At 35.0% G+C, this 22,458-nt stretch carries 15 protein-coding genes and 1 tRNA gene; 11 read left to right on the forward strand and 5 right to left on the reverse strand.

Annotation, left to right across the window (positions count from 1 at the left end):
• Positions 1-22: 22 nt before the first annotated feature.
• The gene (locus tag ABIQ27_RS00450; protein ID WP_348031013.1) at positions 23-643 is read right to left on the reverse strand and encodes a hypothetical protein; all 621 of its coding nucleotides are present in this window, start codon (positions 641-643) and stop codon (positions 23-25) included.
• A 217-nt stretch (positions 644-860) separates the two neighbouring features.
• Positions 861-3,011: a TonB-dependent receptor gene (locus ABIQ27_RS00455; RefSeq protein WP_348031015.1), complete on the reverse strand. Its 2,151-nt coding sequence runs from the start codon at positions 3,009-3,011 to the stop codon at positions 861-863.
• Positions 3,012-3,384: 373 nt separating this feature from the next.
• Between ABIQ27_RS00455 and ABIQ27_RS00460 the strand changes: the two genes are divergently transcribed.
• The 9 genes from ABIQ27_RS00460 (at position 3,385) to ABIQ27_RS00500 (ending at position 17,601) form a co-directional block, all read left to right on the forward strand.
• Complete coding sequence (locus ABIQ27_RS00460; protein ID WP_348031017.1) at positions 3,385-4,347, forward strand: lipid A deacylase LpxR family protein; 963 nt, start codon at positions 3,385-3,387, stop codon at positions 4,345-4,347.
• 80 nt (positions 4,348-4,427) lie between these two features.
• Positions 4,428-4,964: a hypothetical protein gene (locus ABIQ27_RS00465; RefSeq protein ID WP_348031018.1), complete on the forward strand. Its 537-nt coding sequence runs from the start codon at positions 4,428-4,430 to the stop codon at positions 4,962-4,964.
• A 91-nt stretch (positions 4,965-5,055) separates the two neighbouring features.
• A complete protein-coding gene (locus ABIQ27_RS00470; protein ID WP_348031022.1) occupies positions 5,056-6,114 on the forward strand; it encodes a nucleoid-associated protein in 1,059 nt (352 codons plus the stop codon).
• Positions 6,115-6,283: 169 nt separating this feature from the next.
• Positions 6,284-8,122 carry a hypothetical protein gene (locus ABIQ27_RS00475; RefSeq protein WP_348031024.1) on the forward strand — a complete coding sequence of 613 codons (1,839 nt, stop codon included), beginning with the start codon at positions 6,284-6,286 and terminating at the stop codon, positions 8,120-8,122.
• Positions 8,123-8,298: 176 nt separating this feature from the next.
• A complete protein-coding gene (locus ABIQ27_RS00480) occupies positions 8,299-8,559 on the forward strand; it encodes a hypothetical protein (protein WP_348031026.1) in 261 nt (86 codons plus the stop codon).
• A gap of 50 nt (positions 8,560-8,609) precedes the next feature.
• A complete protein-coding gene (locus ABIQ27_RS00485) occupies positions 8,610-9,506 on the forward strand; it encodes an ATP-binding cassette domain-containing protein (RefSeq protein WP_348031027.1) in 897 nt (298 codons plus the stop codon).
• A 1-nt stretch (position 9,507) separates the two neighbouring features.
• Positions 9,508-10,341: an ABC transporter permease gene (locus ABIQ27_RS00490; RefSeq protein WP_348031029.1), complete on the forward strand. Its 834-nt coding sequence runs from the start codon at positions 9,508-9,510 to the stop codon at positions 10,339-10,341.
• Between the two features lie 84 nt (positions 10,342-10,425).
• A complete protein-coding gene (locus ABIQ27_RS00495; RefSeq protein ID WP_348031030.1) occupies positions 10,426-15,558 on the forward strand; it encodes a T9SS type B sorting domain-containing protein in 5,133 nt (1,710 codons plus the stop codon).
• A 27-nt stretch (positions 15,559-15,585) separates the two neighbouring features.
• Positions 15,586-17,601 carry a choice-of-anchor L domain-containing protein gene (locus ABIQ27_RS00500; RefSeq protein ID WP_348031032.1) on the forward strand — a complete coding sequence of 672 codons (2,016 nt, stop codon included), beginning with the start codon at positions 15,586-15,588 and terminating at the stop codon, positions 17,599-17,601.
• A 171-nt stretch (positions 17,602-17,772) separates the two neighbouring features.
• Here ABIQ27_RS00500 and typA read toward each other — a convergent pair whose 3' ends face one another.
• Positions 17,773-19,569, reverse strand: coding sequence for a translational GTPase TypA (typA, locus tag ABIQ27_RS00505; RefSeq protein ID WP_348031034.1), 1,797 nt, complete (start codon positions 19,567-19,569; stop codon positions 17,773-17,775).
• A gap of 163 nt (positions 19,570-19,732) precedes the next feature.
• Between typA and ABIQ27_RS00510 the strand changes: the two genes are divergently transcribed.
• Entirely contained in the window at positions 19,733-21,454 is a 1,722-nt protein-coding gene (locus tag ABIQ27_RS00510; RefSeq protein WP_348031035.1) for a PAS domain S-box protein, read from the forward strand.
• A 9-nt stretch (positions 21,455-21,463) separates the two neighbouring features.
• Positions 21,464-21,874, forward strand: a complete 411-nt coding sequence (locus ABIQ27_RS00515; protein ID WP_348031037.1) for a response regulator — start codon at positions 21,464-21,466, stop codon at positions 21,872-21,874.
• 54 nt (positions 21,875-21,928) lie between these two features.
• Here the strand turns inward: ABIQ27_RS00515 and rpsT are convergent, their stop codons facing one another.
• Both rpsT and ABIQ27_RS00525 read right to left on the reverse strand, forming a co-directional pair.
• Positions 21,929-22,180: a 30S ribosomal protein S20 gene (gene rpsT, locus ABIQ27_RS00520; RefSeq protein WP_236400231.1), complete on the reverse strand. Its 252-nt coding sequence runs from the start codon at positions 22,178-22,180 to the stop codon at positions 21,929-21,931.
• Between the two features lie 150 nt (positions 22,181-22,330).
• A tRNA-Glu gene (locus tag ABIQ27_RS00525) sits at positions 22,331-22,402 on the reverse strand.
• Positions 22,403-22,458: the final 56 nt, after the last annotated feature.

Below are 22,458 nucleotides of genomic sequence, written 5' to 3' on the forward strand. Positions count from 1 at the left end.
TTAGTTAGTTAGTTAATGTTGTTTATTTACAGCTGATTAAAGCTTTTTGTGCTCTTTCTAATCCCCAATTTGGATGAAACTGAGTTTCTGGTTTAAAGTTAGCAAAAAGTTCAATTGATTTCGCGATTGCTTCACACATCGGTTTGGTATCAGTTTTCCAATATTTAGCGCCACCAATTTCAAACTCAGCTTTTGAGAATACTGCTCTTGGGTTTTTTGGGTCGATAGCTAATGCTTTATTGTATTGTTCGATTGCCAAAGCACCATATTTCTGTCCGTTTGTCATTGGATCCTGAACCAGTATTGCTGTGTAAAGCATCGCCTGAACGACCATAATTTCAGGGTTATTTGGACTAATAGTGGTTGCATTGTCGATAGCGTCTTGTGCTTTGGTTAAAAGTGCCGGAATTTTTGTTTTGTCTTTGGCACTAAAAACATCAATGGTGTTGATAAAAGCGATGTAATAGTTTGGCAGCCAGTTTGTTTTTTCTACCGAAGCGATGCGTTCGAAAGTGGCAATAGCTTCTGTATTATTTCCTGCTCCCCAAAGCTGCATAGCTTTACCCATTCCTTGTTCATATTGAGTTTGTGCAGATAAAAGCGAGCAGATAAAAAATGCGATTGATGTGATAAATGTTTTCATGTTTTTGTTGTTTTTAAATTGTTAGATGTTTGATGTTGGGTGTTTGATGACTGAAACCCTTTTTTTAATTCTGATGTAAAAATATATTGGTTTTAGGTTATGAAAAATTTATAGTTACTGAACTGTTGTTTTTGATGGATGAACCGTAGAGACGTTGCACTGCAAGGTCTGAACTATTGCATTGTCTGTACAATTGAGACGTTGCAGTGCAACGTCTCTACAGGTTTTTTAATTGATTATCTTTCTTGTTGTCACTTATTGTCCAAAAGAAACCTACGAAGAAGAATCTATCTGCTGTTGGCGTTACCGCTTTTCTGTCATAAATGCCACTTCCATTTACAGTGTCTGCATAGTTGTAACCAAAGATATTCTGTGTTCCTAATATATTAGAAACCGAAAAATACAATATCTTTTGTTGCGATAATAAATAAGCCCAATTGAAACTCAAACTGCTATACGATTTTGTTTTACCGTTCATAAAAGCTGTTTCATTCGGATTATTATATGGTCTTCCTGAACTGAATTGTTGTGTAAAGCCAACCTGCGATTTCCAATCCGAAATCCAATATTTTGTTACTAATGACAAACTGTGCGTTGCCACAAAACTTGGCGTTACTTCTGCTGTGTAATTTTTATAATTTCTTTTGGTATCGATATAGGAATAGGAAACCCAATATTCTAAATATTTAATGCTGTTGCCATCTCTCCAAAAAATATCCAATCCTTTTGCATAACCTTCTCCGTCGTTAGAAAAATTAGATAAAACGGCATTAGGTTGTGAGCTATCTGTATCATACTTTACCAAATCACTGTATTGCTTGAAATATACTTCGGTGCGAAGCGTTCGGTTTGCTTTTACATATTGATAATTCAAAATATAATGCGCTGCTTTTTCTGTTTTGAAATCGCTTGAATATTTCAGATACTCTTGTCGTGGTGCTTGTTCAAAGTCACCATAAGCAAACGCAAACTGACTATTTTTTGAGACTTTATATGCCAAAGATGCTCTTGGCGAAATGCTGTTCTCCTCTATATAATCATTTGTAGATGCTCTTACGCCAATTTTTGCGGCAAACTTTTTAGAGAAGAAAATATCGGCTTCGGTATAAACGGCAGCAATGTTAGAATCATAACCGCTTTTGAAAGTCGAATTGTAATTTTCATCAAACTTGGTAATGAAATAATCCGAACCAAAATTCAATTTTACTTTCTCGGAAAGCTTTTTGGTGAATTTTAATTTCAGATGCGATGCATGTTCAGTGCTGTTTACATCATTAGCATCAATGCCAATTTTATTCTGACCGTAACCGTAACTCAAACCAGTAAAAATCTGCCAGTTGCCACCAAAATTTCCTTTATATGAACTGTTTAAATAAAAGTTGTTGTTTCTCAAATTCACTCGCACTTTCTCTGGCTGATTAATATCTTCCTGATTCAAATCAAATCTAGAAGCGTCAAAAGCAGCATAGGCTTTAAAAATTCCGTTGGCAAAATTATAACGATAAACAGTTTCACCTGATAACGATTGAAAAGGTTTGTTCCAATCTACATTCTGTGGAATTGCAGCTTCATAAGGCGCTAAATCGATATAAGCAGTGTTGACACTAAGCGAACTTTTTTTCCATTTCTGCGTATTGCTCAACCCTAAACCAACCGTCATAAACGAAATATCCGTTTTGTTTTGATCGGCTTCATCCTGTGTATTCAATAATAAAACACTCGACAATGCTTCTCCATATTCAGCGGAATAACCGCCGGTAGAAAATGAAATCCCACTAAACAAAAATGGCGAAAATCGTCCGCGTGTTGGCAATTCATTTGTCGTTGCGCCATAAGGTTGTGCTACACGAATCCCGTCAACAAAAGTTTGGGTTTCATCAGCTTCGCCACCACGAACATATAATCTGCCGTCTTCTCCAACGCTTTGTGTTCCTGGTAAAGTTTGCAGCGCGGCAATTATGTTTCCGGCAGAACCGGCAGTCGTTACAATATCCAAAGGCTTCAAAACTGAAACCCTGCTTTTTTCTCCGGCACTGAATGTTCCTGCGGTAATCACTACAGCATCAAGCGTATTGACACTTTCTTTAAGTTTTACTGTTTGATTTTGAAAAGTCTCAACGACAATTGGAACTTTAATAGTTTCATAAGACAAAAAGCTAACTACTAAAGTTTGGTTTCCTGTTGCTGTTGTTTTAAAATTAAAATTTCCTTTTTCATCTGTAGAAGCACCGTCATAAGTACCATCGATAAAAACATTGGCACCAACAACTGGTTTATTTTTTTCATCGACAATAGTTCCTGAAACGGTTTGTTGTGCATTACCTATAAAGGCAATTAGTAAAAGTGTTAGAGTGTAAAAGGTTTTCATGTGTTTTAGTTTTGATGCAGCAAAGTTGTATCAAGCATTAAAACTATACAATTTAAGTTAACCGAATTGTTGTTTTTTGAGGATGAACTGCAAAAAAAAACCTGTTCGGGGCAGAACAGGTTTTTTCAGTTTGAATTATTAATTATCTGACAGGATATTTATCTTTAAGAAATACCACTCGGTAGTTTTCTTGTTATTTCTCTAACTAACTAAGGCTAAATTAGTTGTTCGCAATTTCTAAATCTAACTTATCCGTTAAACTACTCCAAAACTCGACAGCCTAACATTTATTGCAATTTTGGTGCTTTTAATCGATGTTTTTCTGCGGAATTCCATTTTAAACTCAATTGCACTATATTTCGTAGATGATGATATGAAAACAAGAGACTTTTTATTGTTACTGTTCGCTTTTATTCCGATGATTTTTATGGGACAAAAAATTGATAATATGGCGTCTTTCAGAGATATAAAAAGTGCCAATTATTTCAGGTTTCACTATGATAATGATTATTTTTCTTCAACAGATAAGGAATACACACAAGGTTATAATTTTGAATTGACTTCTCCACGATTAGCAAAGAATCCAATCAATCAGCTTTTTATTTCTCCAAAAAACAGCGAGTTCAAATACGGACTTTCTTTAGAACATATTGGTTTCACGGCGAATAACATTGCGAGTGACCAAATCCAGTTTAACGACCGTCCATTTGCTGCAGCAATTATGATGAAAAGTTTTTCCATTGCAACAGACACCATTCAGAATACAAGAATTGTTTCCTCTTTAAATTTGGGAATTATTGGTCCTGGTGCTTTTGGTGGCGATATGCAGACTGCAATTCATGAAGCAACCGGAAATACAATTCCGAAAGGTTGGTACAACCAAATAAAGAATGATGTTGTACTAAACTATGAGCTTACTTATGAAAAGCAATTAGTCCGTTTTCATGATTTTTTTACGATACAAACAACTGCTACTGCCCGATTAGGAACTTTGTTCACCAATGCTTCGGTTGGATTTAATAGTACCATAGGAATTATCAATTCGCCATTTACATCAGTGAAAAACAGAAACAAATTTCAATTATATCTGTACACACAGCCTCTTGTAAATGTTATTGGTTATGATGCGACACTTCAGGGCGGATTGTTTAACCATAAAAGCGTTTACACAATAAGTGATAGCGATATCGAACGGTTTACTTTTCAGAATAATTTTGGAATTGTCCTTCAATATCGTGGACTTTATTTAGAATATTCACGAACTATTCTCACTCGGGAATTTAGTTATGGCAGCGCATTTAAATGGGGCGGAATCCATATTGGATTTAAATTATAAATATTATCAACAATTCGTAATTCGTAATTCGTAATTCATAATTTATAAATTATCTTTGCTCGCTTATTAAAATTACGATTATGATTTATAAATTCAGGGCAATTCTTGATGCAGAAGAAGATGTTTTCAGAGATATTGCGATTCAGGAAGAAGATACTTTAGAAGATTTACACAACGCTATCGTTAATGCTTTTGGTTTTGACGGATTAGAAGTTGCTTCGTTTTATACTTGCGACGACACTTGGAACCAGGAAGACGAAATTCCGATGTTTGACACTGGCGATATTCCGGGCGAGCAAAAAACAATGAGCGATTACACACTGAATCAATTGCTTAGCCAAGATCAAACAAAGATTATCTATGTGTATGATTTTATCAATATGTGGACATTCCTGGTAGAACTTGCTGCTGTTGAAGAAGCTGAAGTTGGAGAAACCTATCCTGCGTTAATATTTTCTCACGGCGAATTGCCAGCTATTGCTCCGGAAAAAGAATTCGAAGCCGAAGGAGAAGATTTCTATTCTGAATTTGAAGATGATTTAGATGAAGATGATTTGGATGCTTTTGGAGGTGACGACAGTTTTGAAGATTACGGATTTGAAGAGAATTGGAATTAAAAAGAAACCAGCTGTTAGCAATTAGCTTTCAGCAATATTAATCTATAAAAATAAATGCTAAATGCTAAATGCTGATAGCTAACCTCTAAAAATGATAAACCTATTCAACACTCACATTGAGTCATTATCCATCCATAGAGTTGGCAACAAGAACAAAAATGAGTCAGTGTTTCTTTCTGAGCAACCATACAATTTAAATGATGAAATAGTTCCTTTATTAAAGGAATTTTTCTTTAAATCGTTCCGTGAAAAAGAGGAAAACTATTTCCAGTTTGCCCATGAAGTTGATTTGGAATATAACGACATGTTCAACTTAGCAACTGAGATTTTTACGAATCCAAGTGCTGTTCACGACGTTTCAAAGAAAATCACTGAACATCTTTTTGAGCAATCGAATCATCCGCATATTAAGAACGGAGAAGTTTACGTGGCGTATTTGACCAACTTAAACATCGATAATAATGTTGTTGATGCGATTGGTGTTTTCAAAAGTGAAATCATGTCTGATTTCATGCAGTTTGAAGAAAAAGGAAAATCGCTTGAAATGATTTTGCAACAGGGAATTAATCTGAATAAACTGGATAAAGGCTGCCTGATTTTCAATTACAAAAAAGAAGAAGGTTATAAGATTTTGAGCGTTGACAGCAATCGATACGATACGCGTTACTGGTTAGAGCACTTCCTTTCGGTTGATGCTTTTCAGGATGAAAATTTCATTACCAAAAAATATCTGAAATTCTGTCAGGGATTTGCCAAAGATGTTGTTTTCCCTGCCGAAGACAAAAAAGAAGAAGTAATGTTCATGAATCGTTCGGTAAATTATTTTGCCAAAAACGACCAGTTTGAAGAAAGCAATTTCCTTAATGAAGTTTTAGACAATCCAGACTTGATTCCGGAATTCAAAAACTATAAAGTTGACAAAGGCGAAAAATACAGCATTGAAGATGTTACTTCATTTCCAATTGCCAATAGTGCCGTTTCTGATGCCCGAAAATCGATTAAAAATGTAATTAATCTGGACACAAATATCCAAATCAAACTTGATTTTATCAATCCGGAAAGTGCGGAGAAATATGTAGAAAAAGGTTGGGATGAAGAAAAACAAATGTATTACTACTTAGTATATTTCAATAAAGAACAGAAAAGCTAGTGTTCAGTTTGCAGTAGCAGTAAGCAGTTCCATTTTTATAAATAATTAAATCCTCAATTGTTAAAAGCAGTTGGGGATTTTTAATAGTTATCAAACATAAATAAAACCGAAAATTATGTAAATTAAAAATAGCAAAAGCTATTATATTTGCTCAATTCGAATCGATGTTATGAAATTCAAATACCGCTACTTCTTTTTACTTTTTTTCTTTGTGTGCATGATTAGTCAGGCGCAGGAAAAAAACAGTGGTAACGACTCGGTCAAAGTCTATAAAAACATAGAAAAAATATCCAAAAAAAGTAAGTTCAATAAATTCATTTATAAGTTACTTTTTAAAGCTAAAAGAGTTGAAACTACCTCACAAAAAAATACCCGAAAAAAGTTTCTTATCAAAAAAACATTTGACAGAAACGAAGGGAAAATCGTTAGGGAAATTAAGATTGAAACATTAGATCCTTTTGGTTATTCCGTTGATAATTATAAAGATGAACCCAATAAAGGGTTTGAAAAATTTGGAAACTCGCTGCATCTTAAGACCAAAAACTGGACGATTCGAAATTTACTTCTTTTCAGAAAAAATCACCCATTAGATTCAATAGCTGTTAAAGAATCCGAGCGTTTGATTAGAAGGCAACGTTATATCAGAAGTGTTATTATAAAGCCAATTGAAATTCCAAATTCTACAGATTCGGTCGATGTATCCGTGCGGGTTTTAGATTCCTGGACTTTAGTTCCAACGGGTGCTATCTCAGGTTCAAAAGGAAGATTTGATCTAATTGAGAGAAACTTTTTTGGTCTAGGCCACGAAATTGAAAATGATTTTTCCAGAAGATTTGAAGACGGAAAAAGAGCCTACACCGCTCGTTATACGATTAACAATATCAAGGACACTTATATAAAAACGACTTTAACTTATGACAACGATTTAAACGATAATGTAACCCGAAGTGTCAAGTTAGAAAGACAGTTTTTTTCGCCATTAACCAGGCTGGCATACGGTGTTTATTTGGAAAACAGGTTTTATGTAGATTCATTACCAGATAATAATGCTGTCTTTGCAAATCAGGATTTCAAATTAGAAACCCAGCAATATTGGATAGGTCATTCCTTCAAAATCTTTAGAGGAAGAACTGAAGATTATAGAAGCACGAATCTTGTTACGACTTTTGGCTATAAAACAGTTAATTATAAAGAAAAACCATCTTTGGTTTATGATCCCTCACAATTCATTGCTTCGGAAAAATTATATTTAGCAACCATTGGTTTCAATACAAGGAAATTCTCTGAAGATAAATATTTGTTCAATTTCGGAACTATTGAAGACGTTCCATACGGCAAGGTATATTCTATAACCGGAGGATTTCAGGATAAAAATAACAAGAGAAGAACTTATTTTGGCGGACGATTTGCCTTTGGTGATTATATACCCATCGGATATGTCGGGATTAATATCGAAATGGGAAGCTTTTTTGACAACCATATTTCACAGGAAACAACCTTGAGAGTTGAAGCCAATTATTTTACCAATTTGTTATCTATTGGCAGTTGGAGAGTAAGACAATTTATAATGCCTACATTAGTCATAGGAAGTCACAGAGCGCCAATTATTACAGACAGAGTTACTGTGAATGAACAAAAAGGAATTACAGGTTTTGACAATCCTTTGATTAATGGAACCAGAAAATTCTTTACCACTTTTCAAACACAGACTTATGTTCCCGGAAATTGGCATGGTTTCCATTTTAGTCCATTTTTCACTACGTCTTTAGGTGTACTTGGTAATGAAACCGATAGAACTTTTAACGGTAAAGTATATTCTATTTTTAGTTTGGGCGTTTTAATAAATAATGACTATTTGGTGTTTAATAGTTTTCAAATTTCCTTTTCTTTCTATCCGTCAATTCCATTTCAGGGATCAAATGTTTTTAAAACCAACACTTTTAAAAATGATGATTTATCCTTGCCAGATTTCCAAATTGGAGAGCCAACAATTGTTCCTTATAATTAAGCTATTCCATGTTTAGTGTAAATATTTTGTAAGTATATTTGCTGTAAATAGTTAAAATTGTGCATTTTATCGATTAAATTTGACAGTTTAACTGTTTTATGTTATGTTTATTCCACCAAACCAACCCGAGGCGTAGCCAAATTGTATGGAGCGAAGCGGAGTAAAACCCTAATTTCATGGAAACAAATTACATAACTGATGGAATGGTCAAAAAAAATTATCGCTGTTCCCTACTTGGACACCACTTTGTAGAAACCAAAAAAGTAAACAATCATTTTAGCGAGTTTGAATGTAAAACTTGCAAAATGCAGGTAACAAACAATATGAGAGGTCAAAAAATCACATTGACTTCAAGGCTAAAAGACATCAATGAAACGCTTTTTTATTTGAATTTAAAGAAACAATTTCTTTCAAAATTCTACTTTAGAAAAGACTAGTAACAAAACAAGGTTTTAATCGTCCTATTCAAAACCTTAAAAAAACAGTCTTGGAATCTACTATACTTTCTATAAAAAACCTTCACAAACGTTATGGTAAAATCCACGCCGTTAATAACGTTTCTCTCGAAATACATAAAGGCAATGTCTATGGAATTCTCGGCCCAAATGGTTCAGGAAAATCTACAACTCTAGGAATTGTTTTGAATGTCGTCAACAAAACTTCCGGTGATTACAGTTGGTTTGACGGAAAAATGGAAACACATGAAGCTTTAAAAAAAGTTGGTGCCATTATCGAGCGTCCCAATTTTTACCCTTATATGACAGCCCAGGAAAACTTAGAATTGGTCTGCAAAATCAAAAACATTGATTATTCTAAAGTAAATGAAAAACTTGAAGTTGTTGGACTTATCGATAGAAAAGACAGCAAATTCAAAACGTTTTCTTTGGGAATGAAACAGCGGTTAGCCATTGCTTCTGCCCTTTTAAATGACCCCGAAATTTTAATTCTGGATGAACCAACTAATGGCTTAGATCCACAAGGAATTCATCAAATTCGAGATATTATCCGTTTGATTGCTTCTCAGGGAACGACTATTCTATTGGCTTCGCATTTATTGGACGAAGTCGAAAAAGTGTGCAGCCATGTTTTAGTTTTACGCTTTGGCGAAATTCTTTATAGTGGCACTGTTGATGGCATTACTAATCAAATCGGATTTTTTGAATTGCAGGCGGATAATAATTCCAAACTTATAGAAATTCTGAAAAACCATCCTGAAGTTGAAAAAATTTCGGAAGCAGAAGGAAAAGTTATCGTCTATTTTAAAAGCCAGTTTGACGCTTCTCTACTGAATCGTTATCTGGCAGAAAAAGGAATTTATCTGAATCATTTAGTGTTTAAAAAAACGAGTCTGGAAGAACAATTTCTTGAATTAACAAAAAACTAATATGAAAAGATTACTCGCCATAGAATTACAAAAAATTTGGAAAAACCGCGCCAGCAGAATATTGACATTGACGTATTTTATTTTCCTGACTTTCTTGTGTTTAATTGCTTCCATCAAATTTGATATTGGTCCAATACACATACGCCTGGCTGATCAAGGTATCTTTGATTTCCCTTTTATTTGGCACTTTAACACTTATTTTGCCGGATGGCTGAAACTATTCCTTGCTGTTGTGATTGTTTCAATGATGGCAAACGAATACAGTTACGGAACTTTAAAGCAAAATCTTATTGATGGTATGAGCAAAAAGGAATTTGTAATTTCAAAAGTCCTTACCATTATTCTTTTTTCAGCAATTTCTACAATTTTTGTCTTTATAATATCATTAATTTTAGGGTTAATCTTCTCTTCTTTTAATGAAGTAACCATCATTTTCTCACGAATGGAATACCTATTGGCCTATTTTGTCAAATTATTAGGTTTCTTTTCTTTTTGCTTATTTCTTGGAGTGCTTATAAAACGATCCGCTTTTGCGTTGGGATTCTTATTATTATGGTTTGTGTTCGAATGGATTTCTTATGCAATAGCATACAACAACTTTGGGAACCCTGGACTTGTTACAAAGATTTATGATTTTTTTCCACTGATGTCTATGTGGAACCTGATACAAGAACCTATCACGAAATTAAATGCCATAAGAGCCATTGGAAACCAAGTGGGAGTTGTGAACACCCGGGATTATGATGTACATCTTTCGACTATTCTTATCGTTTTAACCTGGACCGCAATTTTCATTTTTTCATCCTATAAAATAATCCAAAAAAGAGATTTATAGTTCAATCATCCATCAATTCTTAAAGAAAACATAAATAGGCTAAGTTCTTTTTATGTTTTCTTATTTATTTGCTAATTTTAGCGAATGAAAAAAGGCCTACTATATTTTCTTTATATATCATTTTTTACTTTAAATTGTTTCTCGCAATTTAGTAAAACCCATTATATTCCACCACTTTCCGGCTCATCAAATGTAACTCCTGAAGAGCAATTTTTATACATCTCGACACCAAACGTTAATCCTGTCAATTTCAGGATTATTGAGCTTGGAGGAAATACGATTTATGGAACTGTTTCCAGAGATGTTCCTTATGTTTATGACATTGGGTTTGGCAATACTACCCAAATACATGTCGATTCCAGCATAGCAAGTACAATTTTGAATGATAAAGGATATATTGTTGAAGCTGATGATTTGGTTTATGTCTCCGCCCGAATTGTTGCAGGAAGTGGGAATCAAGCTGGAGAATTAGTTTCAAAAGGATTGGCTTCACTGGGTTTGCGCTTCAGAGTTGGAGCTTTTGAAAATAATTTGGTATCAGGTTATAACGATATTCACTATACATTTGTTTCCGTTTTGGCAACTGAGAATAACACAACCGTCAGCTTCAGCGATATAAAACCTGGTGTTCAATTAGTGAATAGCGGCACAGGAAGCAATCCTTATAGCATTGTTTTAAATCGGGGCGAAAGCTATGTCATGGCGGTTCAGGGTCCAACTACAGCAAATAGAAATGGGTTAATTGGTTCGCTTGTTTTATCAGATAAACCGATTGCTGTAAACTGCGGTTCTTTTGGCGGTACCAACGCCGTAGGTAATCTTGATTTGGGTTTTGATCAAATAGTTCCTGCAGAAAGATTGACAACCAATGATTATATTTTTATCAAAAGTACCGGAATTGATGCTGTTGAAAAAATACTTTTGGTAGCTGATGAAGACTCTCAAATAACATTGAATGGCTCAGGACCTGTTTATAATATACTTGCCGGTGAATATTTAGCATTAACCGGAGCGGATTATACTGCCAATGGTAACTTATTTGTAAGTTCTGATCATAAAATTTTTGCCTATCAAAGCGTTGGTGATGATGGCGCTTCGGACCAAAGAAATCAGGAAATGTTTTTTGTGCCGCCATTAAGTTGTCAAACACCAAGAGTAATCGACAATATTCCACTAATTGATTATGTTGGTTCACGCCAGTTTACAGGAAGAGTTACCTTAGTTACAACAACGGCAGCTACCCTGAATTTTATCATTGATGGTACTAATTATACGTTAGCTAGCTTAGCAGGAATTGGAGTAAACGTAGTTGGGCCAATTGCAGTAACAGGAAATCCAAATTATGAAACCTATGTCATGACTGGTTTGTCCGGAAATATTTCAGTTTATTCAACAGGAGAATTATATTTAGCAGCATATGGATCTCAGGCAGCTGCAACCTTTGGTGGGTATTATTCCGGTTTTACTTTCAAGCCTGAAATATCTTTTAACGAAGTTGATATAACACAATTGGGTTGCATTCCAAACTCCATTTTAAGTGTAAATTCACTTAGCCCTTTTGATGTATTTCAATGGTATTTTAATGGAATTCTGATTCCAGGCGCAACAAATAACACCTATCAGCCTTTGAATAGTCCGGCAGGTCTTGGTCCGGGGAAATATTACGTTTCAGCAACTATTGCAGGTTGTCTTGCTCCACAAGATTCGGACAATATTCCGGTGAGCTCTTGCCCGAACGATAGTGATAATGATGGTGTAAATGACAACATCGACCTAGACAATGACAACGATGGAATTACAAATTGTACAGAATCATTTGGTGACCAAAATTTTAATCTGACCAATACAGCTGCAGGAACAATTGCTGTCGGCACAAGTTATACTAATTCTTATATCGGAGCTGTTGCTTTTACAGGCACCGGGACACCTTCTGCTATTCCTATTGTTGGTGATGCCGTTGGGAATTTTGTAACAGAAGCAGCACAAGGAAAAAACAACACTGTAAGTTATACGGTTTCAAATTTTACATCACCAATAAGCATTGCTGTTGAATATGCATCGGTAGCCAATCCTACTGACTTATTTACATCGTCTACAGAAATCAGAATAACATGTCCGGTCAATAAAACCTTGACTATTTTAAACCCAAACAATGAATTGTTGATTGATACCAATTATGATGGAATTTATGAAGGTGGCATTACAGAATATTCATCATTTGAAATTCGTTTTCGATTGAGCGGTGTATTAATGGCAGCAGGAACAGGAGCTTTTTCCATCAGAGGAAATCTGATAAACTCACTTACCATAACCAATATCAATCTTTCTGACACAGAAACAAGCAGAGTTGCATTGCGATTGATTGCTACCTGTATTCCAAAAGATTCCGATGCAGATGGTATTCCTGACCAAAATGATTTAGATAGTGATAACGATTCGATTATAGATTTGTATGAAGCACAGGCCCAAAGCAACATAACCGCTTCACATGTTGATGTTAATGGCGACGGAATTGATGATACTTTTGCTACAGGAATTGTTCCGGCTGATTCAGATAACGATGGAGTTCCGAATTATTTAGATTTAGATTCAGACAATGATGGAATCCACGACTTAGATGAAGCTGGTTTTAATGTCACTGATGCTGATAGCAATGGTGCAATAGATGGCGGGAATTTTGGAGCCAATGGTTTATTAAATACATTAGAAACTTCTGCTGATAGCGGAATTGTCAAACCTATATATGTTGTTGCCGATACAGATGCTGATGGAATTTACAATGCTCTAGAATTAGACAGTGACAACGACTTATGCAATGACGTAATCGAAGCTGGATATTTAGATAGTAATCTCGACGGATTATTAGGCGGAACAACGCCTCCAACAGTTAATCCAAACAACGGATTAGTAACAAGCGGAACCGGTTATGGAATTCCAAATTCAAATTATATAACAGCTGCGCCAATCGTTATCAATACGCAGCCACAAAGTGCTACAGCATGTGAGTTACAAAGCGTTACTTTCTCAATCAGTACCAATACGGTGAATACGTATCAATGGCAGTTATCTACAGATGGCGGAACAACGTGGTCGCTCATTTTTAATAGTCCGACTTATTCCGGTGCTGGTACAAATGCTTTGACAGTTTCGAATGTAACACCATCTATGGTTGGCTATTTGTATCGTGTATTTTTAATCAAAAACGGAAATGGTTGTGGTTTGTATTCAGATATTGTAGAGCTCACAACTTATCCTTTACCTGTTATTACAACTCCTATCTCTCTAAAACAATGCGACGATGATACAGATGGAATTTCAACTTTCAATCTGACGCAAAAAAATGATGTTATTTCTGCTAATTATTTGAATGAAACCTTTACTTATTATACGAATCTAGCAGCTGCAAGCACTCAAAACAATGCTTTTTTAATTGCAACTCCAATAACCTATACGACTGGAAATACGAGTGTGTATGCCAGAGTTGAAAACAGCAATGGTTGTTTTAGAGTAGCGCGAATTGATTTGCTTGTATCGGTAACACAAATTCCGGCAAGCTATGTCATTCCAAACAAATATTTATGTGATGATTATCTGGATGCGGTCAATGATGACAGAGACGGAATTTCGGGACCATTTAATTTCACCAGCATTACCAACAATTTACTTGGATTTCTTCCGGGACCAAGCTCCAATTACAGCATAAACTATTATAAAACCGAAGCCGATTTCCTTGCCGAAACAGATGCTTCAGGAAATTCGTTGGCAATAACAAATACCACAGCTTATAGAAACATTGGTTTCCCGAATACACAAACGATTTGGGTTCGTGTTGAAAGTACTTTAGATAATTCCTGTTATGGATTTAAAACTTTCGATGTTGTTGTGGAAGCCCTGCCTACTGCCAATCCGATTAATGCAACCAATATTATTCGTCATTGCGATGATAATCAGGATGGAGTTTATGGTTTTGATACTTCAACAATACAGGCTGCTGTCTTGAATGGACAAACTGGAGTAAACGTGAAATATTATAGAGCTAACGGCATCACTCCGATTAATCCTTTTCCAAATCCATTTAATGTAACGGGAACTGAAACCATAGTTATCCGTGTTTTCAATAATACGACTCAAACTGGTGGAACGCCTTGTTCAGACGAAGAAACATTACAGTTTATTGTTGACGATTTACCGCAGGCGTTTCCAATTGCTGCAAATCTGATAACAACATGTGATGATGAAGTAAACCCTGTCGATCAGGATGGATTGTATGATTTTGACACATCAACTTTCCTTGCTGCGATTTTAGGAAGCCAAACCGGTATGAATGTTTATTATTACGATCAGAATAATGTGCTTATTCCAAATACAATTCCAAATCAACTGCCAAACCCTTTTAGAACGGGAACACAAAATGTGAGAGTTGTGGTTGAAAATCCAATAAACACAACATGTACAGCGCAAATAACCATCCCTTTTGTAATTCATCCAACGCCAAAAATCGATTTAGAAGAAAATATTACCATCTGTTTGCCATCTACTCAGGCACTGATTGATGCTGGAATTCTCGATGGTTCACCAACATCTGATTATCAATTTCATTGGTATACGAATAATGTATCAAATGGTGTAACATCGCCTACACTAACAGTTAGTACAACCGGAGTTTACAGCGTGGATGTAACCAATATCTTTGGCTGTACAAAAACAAGGGTAATTACTGTTACAGGTTCTGAAATAGCAACGATTCAATCTATAGATGTAGTTGATTTATCTGATATTAATACAATCACAGTTAATGTAACAGGTTCAGGCGATTATGAATTTGCGCTTGACGATGTCAACGGACCATACAGAGACAGCAATTTCTTTGAGAATGTGCCTATGGGGCTTCACGAAGTTTATGTCCGTGACAAAAATGGTTGTGGTTCGGTTGGTCCAATAACTGTTGCTGTGCTTGGGATTCCACATTATTTTACACCAAATGGCGATGGTTATAATGATTATTGGAATGTAAAAGGTGTCAGCGCCGAGTTTAATTATCTTTCAACTATTTACATTTTTGACCGTTTCGGAAAATTATTGAAACAAATTGGCACAACTGGATTGGGTTGGGATGGAACATACAACGGTCATCCTATGCCAGGCGATGATTATTGGTACAATATTAAATTTGAAGATGGAAGAAATGTTAAAGGGCATTTTACTTTAAAAAGATAGTAGTAATTTTGACTGCTAATAAAAATCATGCTTTTTAAAAAATACCACTTTTTACTTGTACTAATTTATGGTACTGCTTCCGCTCAATATATTTCAACAGATGAAACTTATACTCCACTTCAGCTGATAGAAAATGTTTTGATAAACTCTGGCTGTGCTTCTGTTTCAAATGTATCAGTTTCGGGTGGAAATTTTACTTCGGGTGAACAAAGCTGGGGATATTTTAATGCCAATGGTTCAGCTTTTCCTTTTGCCCAGGGAATTATTCTAAGTACCGGGAAAATTATTGATGCCCGTGGTCCAAACGCTTTTATTTCAGATGATACGGCACCAGGCTGGACTGGTGGTGATACTGATTTGAATGACGCATTAGGTATAAGCAACTCGTTAAATGTTACTTATTTAGAATTCGATTTTATTCCGTTGGGTAATGAAATAAGTTTTGACTACATCTTTGCTTCTGAAGAATATCATGGAACTGCAACCTGCACCTATTCTGATGGATTTGCTTTTTTATTAAAAGAAGTTGGCAGTCCAACGTATCAAAATCTGGCGCTAATTCCTACTACCACTACTCCTGTAAAAGTTACCAGCGTACATCCAAATATTCCCGGAGGTTGCCCAGCACAGAATGAACAGTATTTTGATGCTTTCAACGGAACTGAATATCCAACCAATTTTAATGGGCAAACCAAAGTGTTGACAGCGCGGTCAACTGTAATTGCGGGACATCAATATCATATAAAGTTAGTGATTGCCGATGAAGGAAATTATAGATATGACTCAGCCATATTTTTGAAAGGAAGCAGTTTTTCATTTGGTATTGATTTAGGAGCAGACAGGACTTTTGCCAATAATAATCCCATTTGTCTTACCGAGAGTTTAACGCTGAATGGAACAGCTCCGGGTGCTTTGAGTTATCAATGGAATTTCAATACGATTCCAATGCCTGGACAAAATGCTGCGACTTTGAATTTTAATCCGCCTTATATCAGTTCTCAAAACGGAACTTATTCACTTACGACAACTTATTCACCGACATGTTCAACAACTGCAGATATAAATTTAGATTTTGCTCCACAACTAATAACTGACCGCGACACTTATACTTATTGTGACGCTGATACTTTACAGGACGGATTTACTATTGTTCCGTTAAGTACTATCGTTCCAACATTATTTTTGAATCTGCCGCCAGGCTATCAGGTGAGTTTTTATAATAGCCCGACAAGTACAACTCCTTTGCCGGATTCTTTTCATAATACTACAGCATTTCAACAGGTGATTTATGCCAGAATTAGTAACAGCAATTGCTATACAGCTTTTCCAGTCACTTTAAATTTTCACGTTTTTACAGATGTTATTGAGGATGTAACTGTTGGCATTTGCAATAATGATTCGGTAACATTAACAGCAGATGGTGGCCACAAATCCTATCTTTGGGATACTGTTGCTGGCGATGAAACACAATCCATTCAGGTTTCTGCACCGGGAACTTATAGTGTCACTATTACAAATGATGCTGACTGTGCCAAAATAAAAACATTTACAGTAATAGGCTCAGAAGCAGCAACTATTGACAACATTATAATTGATGATTTACGTGATAACAGTTCGATAGAAATTATTGCTTCAGGAACAGGAAATTATGAATATTCCATTGATGGTATACATTATCAGGACAGCCCGGTTTTTAGCAATCTAAATGATCTGGTATACACCGGATTTGTCAGGGACAAAAATGGTTGCGGAATAGTTTCGCAGGAATTTTATTTAATGCAGATTCCAAAATACTTTACGCCAAATGGTGATGGTTATAATGAATATTGGAACATTATAGGTATCAATCCGTTGTCACATAACACAAATTCTATAATTTCTGTTTTTGACAGATTTGGAAAATTATTGAAACAGTTTAGTCTATTGAGTGCTGGTTGGAATGGGACATACAACGAAAAAACAATGCCTGCTGATGATTATTGGTACACTATTCAATTAGAAGATGGACGAAGTGCCAAAGGACATTTTGCTTTAAAACGATAAAACCATAGCCCGGATGGGAACGGCATCCTTTTTAAATTGCCGTGGGTTAAAACCCACGGCAATTTAAAAAGATATAGTGGACAGCTGGAAACAGCTTCAAACAAAAAACCCTCTCATTACTGAAAGGGTTTCTTTTATATTTTACAGCACAATAAATTGTGTTGCAATTCATTACATCTTGAAACGTTTTCTGTCGTTTTCTGTCAAATAGATTTTTCTCAAACGAATAGATTTTGGAGTAACCTCTACATATTCATCTTTTTGAATGTATTCTAAAGCTTCTTCCAATGAGAAAATGATTGGCGGAATAATCCTTGCTTTTTCATCATTACCTGATGAACGAACGTTAGATTGTTTCTTAGCCTTAGTAACATTGATACTCATATCATCGCTACGGGAATTTTCTCCAATAACCTGACCTTCGTAAATTTCGTCGTTAGGATTAACGAAGAATTTACCACGATCCTGTAATTTATCGATAGAATAAGGAATTGCTTTTCCGTTTTCCATAGAGATTAATGAACCGTTGTTACGTCCCGGAATTTCTCCTTTGAAAGGCTCATAACCGATATAACGGTGTGACATGATAGCTTCACCAGCAGTAGCAGTCAAAAGTTGATTACGCAATCCGATGATTCCACGAGATGGAATATTGAATTTTATAATCATACGTTCCCCTTTAGCTTCCATGCTCAACATTTCTCCTTTACGGATAGTCACGAATTCTACCGCTCTACCAGATAAATTTTCCGGTAAGTCGATTGTCAATTCTTCAATTGGCTCACATTTTTTACCATCAATTTCTTTAATGATAACCTGTGGCTGTCCGATTTGCACTTCATAACCTTCTCTTCTCATTGTTTCGATAAGAACAGATAAGTGAAGAACGCCACGACCAAATACCATGAATTTATCAGCAGAATCAGTCTCACCCATTTTCATGGCTAAGTTTTTCTCTAATTCTTTTGTCAATCTGTCTCTGATGTGTCTTGATGTTACAAACTTACCTTCTTTACCAAAGAATGGTGAATCGTTAATTGTAAACAACATACTCATTGTTGGTTCGTCGATTGCGATAGTCTGTAATGCTTCCGGATTTTCAAAATCGGCGATAGTGTCACCAATTTCAAAACCTTCAACACCAATGATTGCGCATATATCTCCAGCAACTACTTCCTGTACTTTCTTACGCCCAAGACCTTCAAAAGTGTGTAATTCCTTAATTCTTGATTTTATAATTTTACCATCTCTTTTTACCAAAGAGATTGGCATTCCTTCTTTTAATACACCTCTTTCCAAACGACCAATCGCGATACGACCGGTAAATGAAGAGAAGTCTAAAGATGTAATCAACATTTGTGGTGTTCCTTCTGAAACTTTTGGAGCAGGAACATGTGCAATAACCATGTCTAATAATGGTTCGATGTTATCCGTTACATTTCTGAAATCGTCAGACATCCAGTTATTTTTAGCTGAACCGTAAACTGTTGGGAAATCCAACTGCCACTCTTCTGCACCTAATTCAAACATCAAGTCGAAAACTTTTTCATGCACTTCTTCCGGAGTACAGTTTTCTTTATCCACTTTATTGATAACGACACAAGGTTTCAAACCTAAGTCGATAGCTTTTTGCAATACGAAACGCGTTTGTGGCATTGGCCCTTCAAAAGCATCCACTAATAGACAAACTCCGTCAGCCATATTCAATACACGCTCTACTTCACCACCAAAATCGGCGTGACCAGGAGTATCGATAATATTGATTTTGGTTCCTTTGTATACAACCGAAACGTTTTTAGAAGTAATAGTAATTCCTCTTTCACGCTCCAAATCATTATTGTCAAGAATTAAATCGCCAGTGTTTTCGTTTTCGCGAAATAACTGACAATGATACATGATTTTGTCAACCAACGTAGTCTTTCCGTGGTCAACGTGAGCAATAATAGCAATGTTTCTAATAGATTCCATCTGTGTTTTTTTTCAAGGTGCAAAGGTACACTTTATTTTTAGATAAAAAACCAATAACCAATTAGTTTACTTTTTAATAAAAATAGAAGTTCGGTTTATAAAAACCTTAATAAGTTTTCGGTTAAATTTTAAAACTCATTTGAAATTATATATATTTGAAGTAATGAAAAACAATTCAAATAGAATAACATTAATTTATGTACTTGTTTTATTATTTATGGCGATAGTCGGCCATAAATTATTTGTCATTTATTTTTCAGAATCGGCTAACGAATCGTTGCTCAAATACGATTACTTAAAAGATATTCTCTTCATTCTTTTTTCCGGATTGATTTTAAAACTCATTTTATATCAAAATGAAATAAGGAATAAATCGGTTTTCGAAAAACTACAGCTTACCAATATTGAAATCAAAGAATCGAACGAACGATATGATATTGTAGCGAAAGCAACCAGCGACACCATTTGGGATTGGAAAATGGAAGATGATAGTTTTATTTGGAATAAAGGAATTCAGGGTATTTTTGGCTACAAGAAAGAAGATGTTGGCACAACATCTAAATGGTGGTTTGACCGAATTCATCCCGAAGACAGTTTAAAAATGTCGGTTAAACTATATTCTTTTCTGGAGCAAAAAACCGAAAAATGGCAGGATGAATACCGTTTTAAGTGTGCTGATGGCAGCTATAAATATGTTTTTGACAGAGGTTTTTTGGTTAAAGACGCAACTGGAAAACCCATCAGAATGATCGGAGCAATTCAGGATGTTACCAAGCAGAAAGAAGAGGAACAACGACTTAGATTGCTCGAAACGGTAATTACACAAACCAAAGACGCCGTTATGATTACGGATATTGACACCTCACAAAGTGCGATTCCAAATATCATATTCGTCAATTCCGCATTTACTGATATGACTGGTTATCCGGCAGATGAAGTTATTGGAAAATCACCAGAAATGTTCTTTGGCAAAAAATCAGATATTTTAGAATTCGACAAACTCAAAACAGCCATTCAGGAATACAAAGAGTGTTTTATTGAAACCATAAGTTATAAAAAGAATGATGAAGAATTTTGGGTTAACTTTTCGATGATCCCTGTAACTGATAAAGATGGAGAACATTCTCACTGGATTTCGATCCAGAGAGATGTTACTGAGGAAAAAGAAAGAGAAAAAGAAAGAGAACAGCTTATTAGGGAATTAACACAAAACAATAAGGATTTAAAACAATTCTCTTATATCACTTCTCACAATCTGAGAGCACCTTTATCTAATTTAACCGGATTGCTAAATCTTATTGAAGACATCAAAATTGAAGATCCGGAATTAAAAGAAATAATCACAGGCTTTTCAAAATCAACTCATTTGTTAAACGAAACGATAAATGATTTGGTTAAGGTAATAATCATCAAAGACAATCCTTCGATTCAAAAAGAAAAAGTATTGATAAAAGACGTGTTCGAAAATGTCTTTAATCAATTGAGCTTCCTGATTAGCGTCAACAAACCTATTTTGAAAATCGATTTAGAAGACGTAACTATTTTAGATATAAACAAGTCGTATTTAGAAAGTATTTTTCTAAATTTACTAACGAATGCTATAAAGTATCGTGAACCTAGTAGACAATTAAGAGTTAATATTGCTACAAAAGTCGTAGACGATAATTTGATTATAACATTCAAAGACAACGGAATAGGTATTGATTTAGAAAAGAATAATGATAAAATTTTTGGGCTATACCAACGATTCCACAATTACCCGGATAGTAAAGGATTGGGGCTATATTTAGTTAAATCTCAGGTGGAAAGTATGGGTGGAACTATTACAGTTGCCAGTACTGTTGGAAAAGGAACTACATTTACAATCGTATTTAAATATAATTAAGTAATATTCATGTTAGATAAAATACTCTGTGTTGATGACGACCCAATTACGCTCATGCTTTGTAAAAAAGTTGTTGAGAAGGTTGAATTTGCAAAAGATATAATTACGGCTAAGAATGGCGTAGAAGCAATTGAATACTTCGACAATCTATTTGAAGAAAGAAAAGGTAATGATTCAATCGAGTATCCCAAGTTAGTGCTTCTGGATTTAAACATGCCGGTAATGGATGGTTGGGAATTTTTAGAAACTTATATGCGTAAGGATTATCACAATGTCTTTAGTTCAACCCGATTCATGGTTCTTTCTTCTTCTATTGACCCTTATGACATCAACAGATCTAAAACTTATCCTGTTATTGGGTTTTTATCAAAACCGATAACCAAAGAAATGTTAGAAAATTTAAAAACTCAATTTCCATAAATAAAAAAAGTCCCGATAAATCGGGACTTTTTTTATTGTATAAAGTAGTTTCAATTATAGTTTTGAAACATGTTTAGTTAACTTAGATTTCAAGTTAGCTGCTTTGTTATCATGAATGATATTTTTCTTAGCTAATTTGTCTATCATAGAAACAACAGCAGATAATTTTGCAGATGCATCAGACTTATCTGTAGCTAATCTTAATGCTTTGATAGCATTACGAGTAGTTTTGTGTTGGTATCTGTTTAATACTCTTTTCTTTTCGTTACTTCTGATTCTTTTTAAAGCTGACTTGTGATTTGCCATTTTACTTGATTTTAATTTAAAATTATTTATAAACTATCAGTTAAAAAAGAAAAACCTCCCACAATCAAATGATCACTTTGGTTTTAACTAATAAAATAAAAATCGAGACACCAACTTTTATTTTAAAAAACTTATTTACAACTAATTTTGTAGCCCGTAGGGGAATCGAACCCCTCTTACCAGGATGAAAACCTGGCGTCCTAACCGATAGACGAACGGGCCATCTTCCTGAATGCGGATGCAAAAATACAACTATTTTTTATTTTCGCAAGAGTCAG

This window comes from Flavobacterium sp. (assembly GCF_039916025.1).
Classification (GTDB): domain Bacteria; phylum Bacteroidota; class Bacteroidia; order Flavobacteriales; family Flavobacteriaceae; genus Flavobacterium.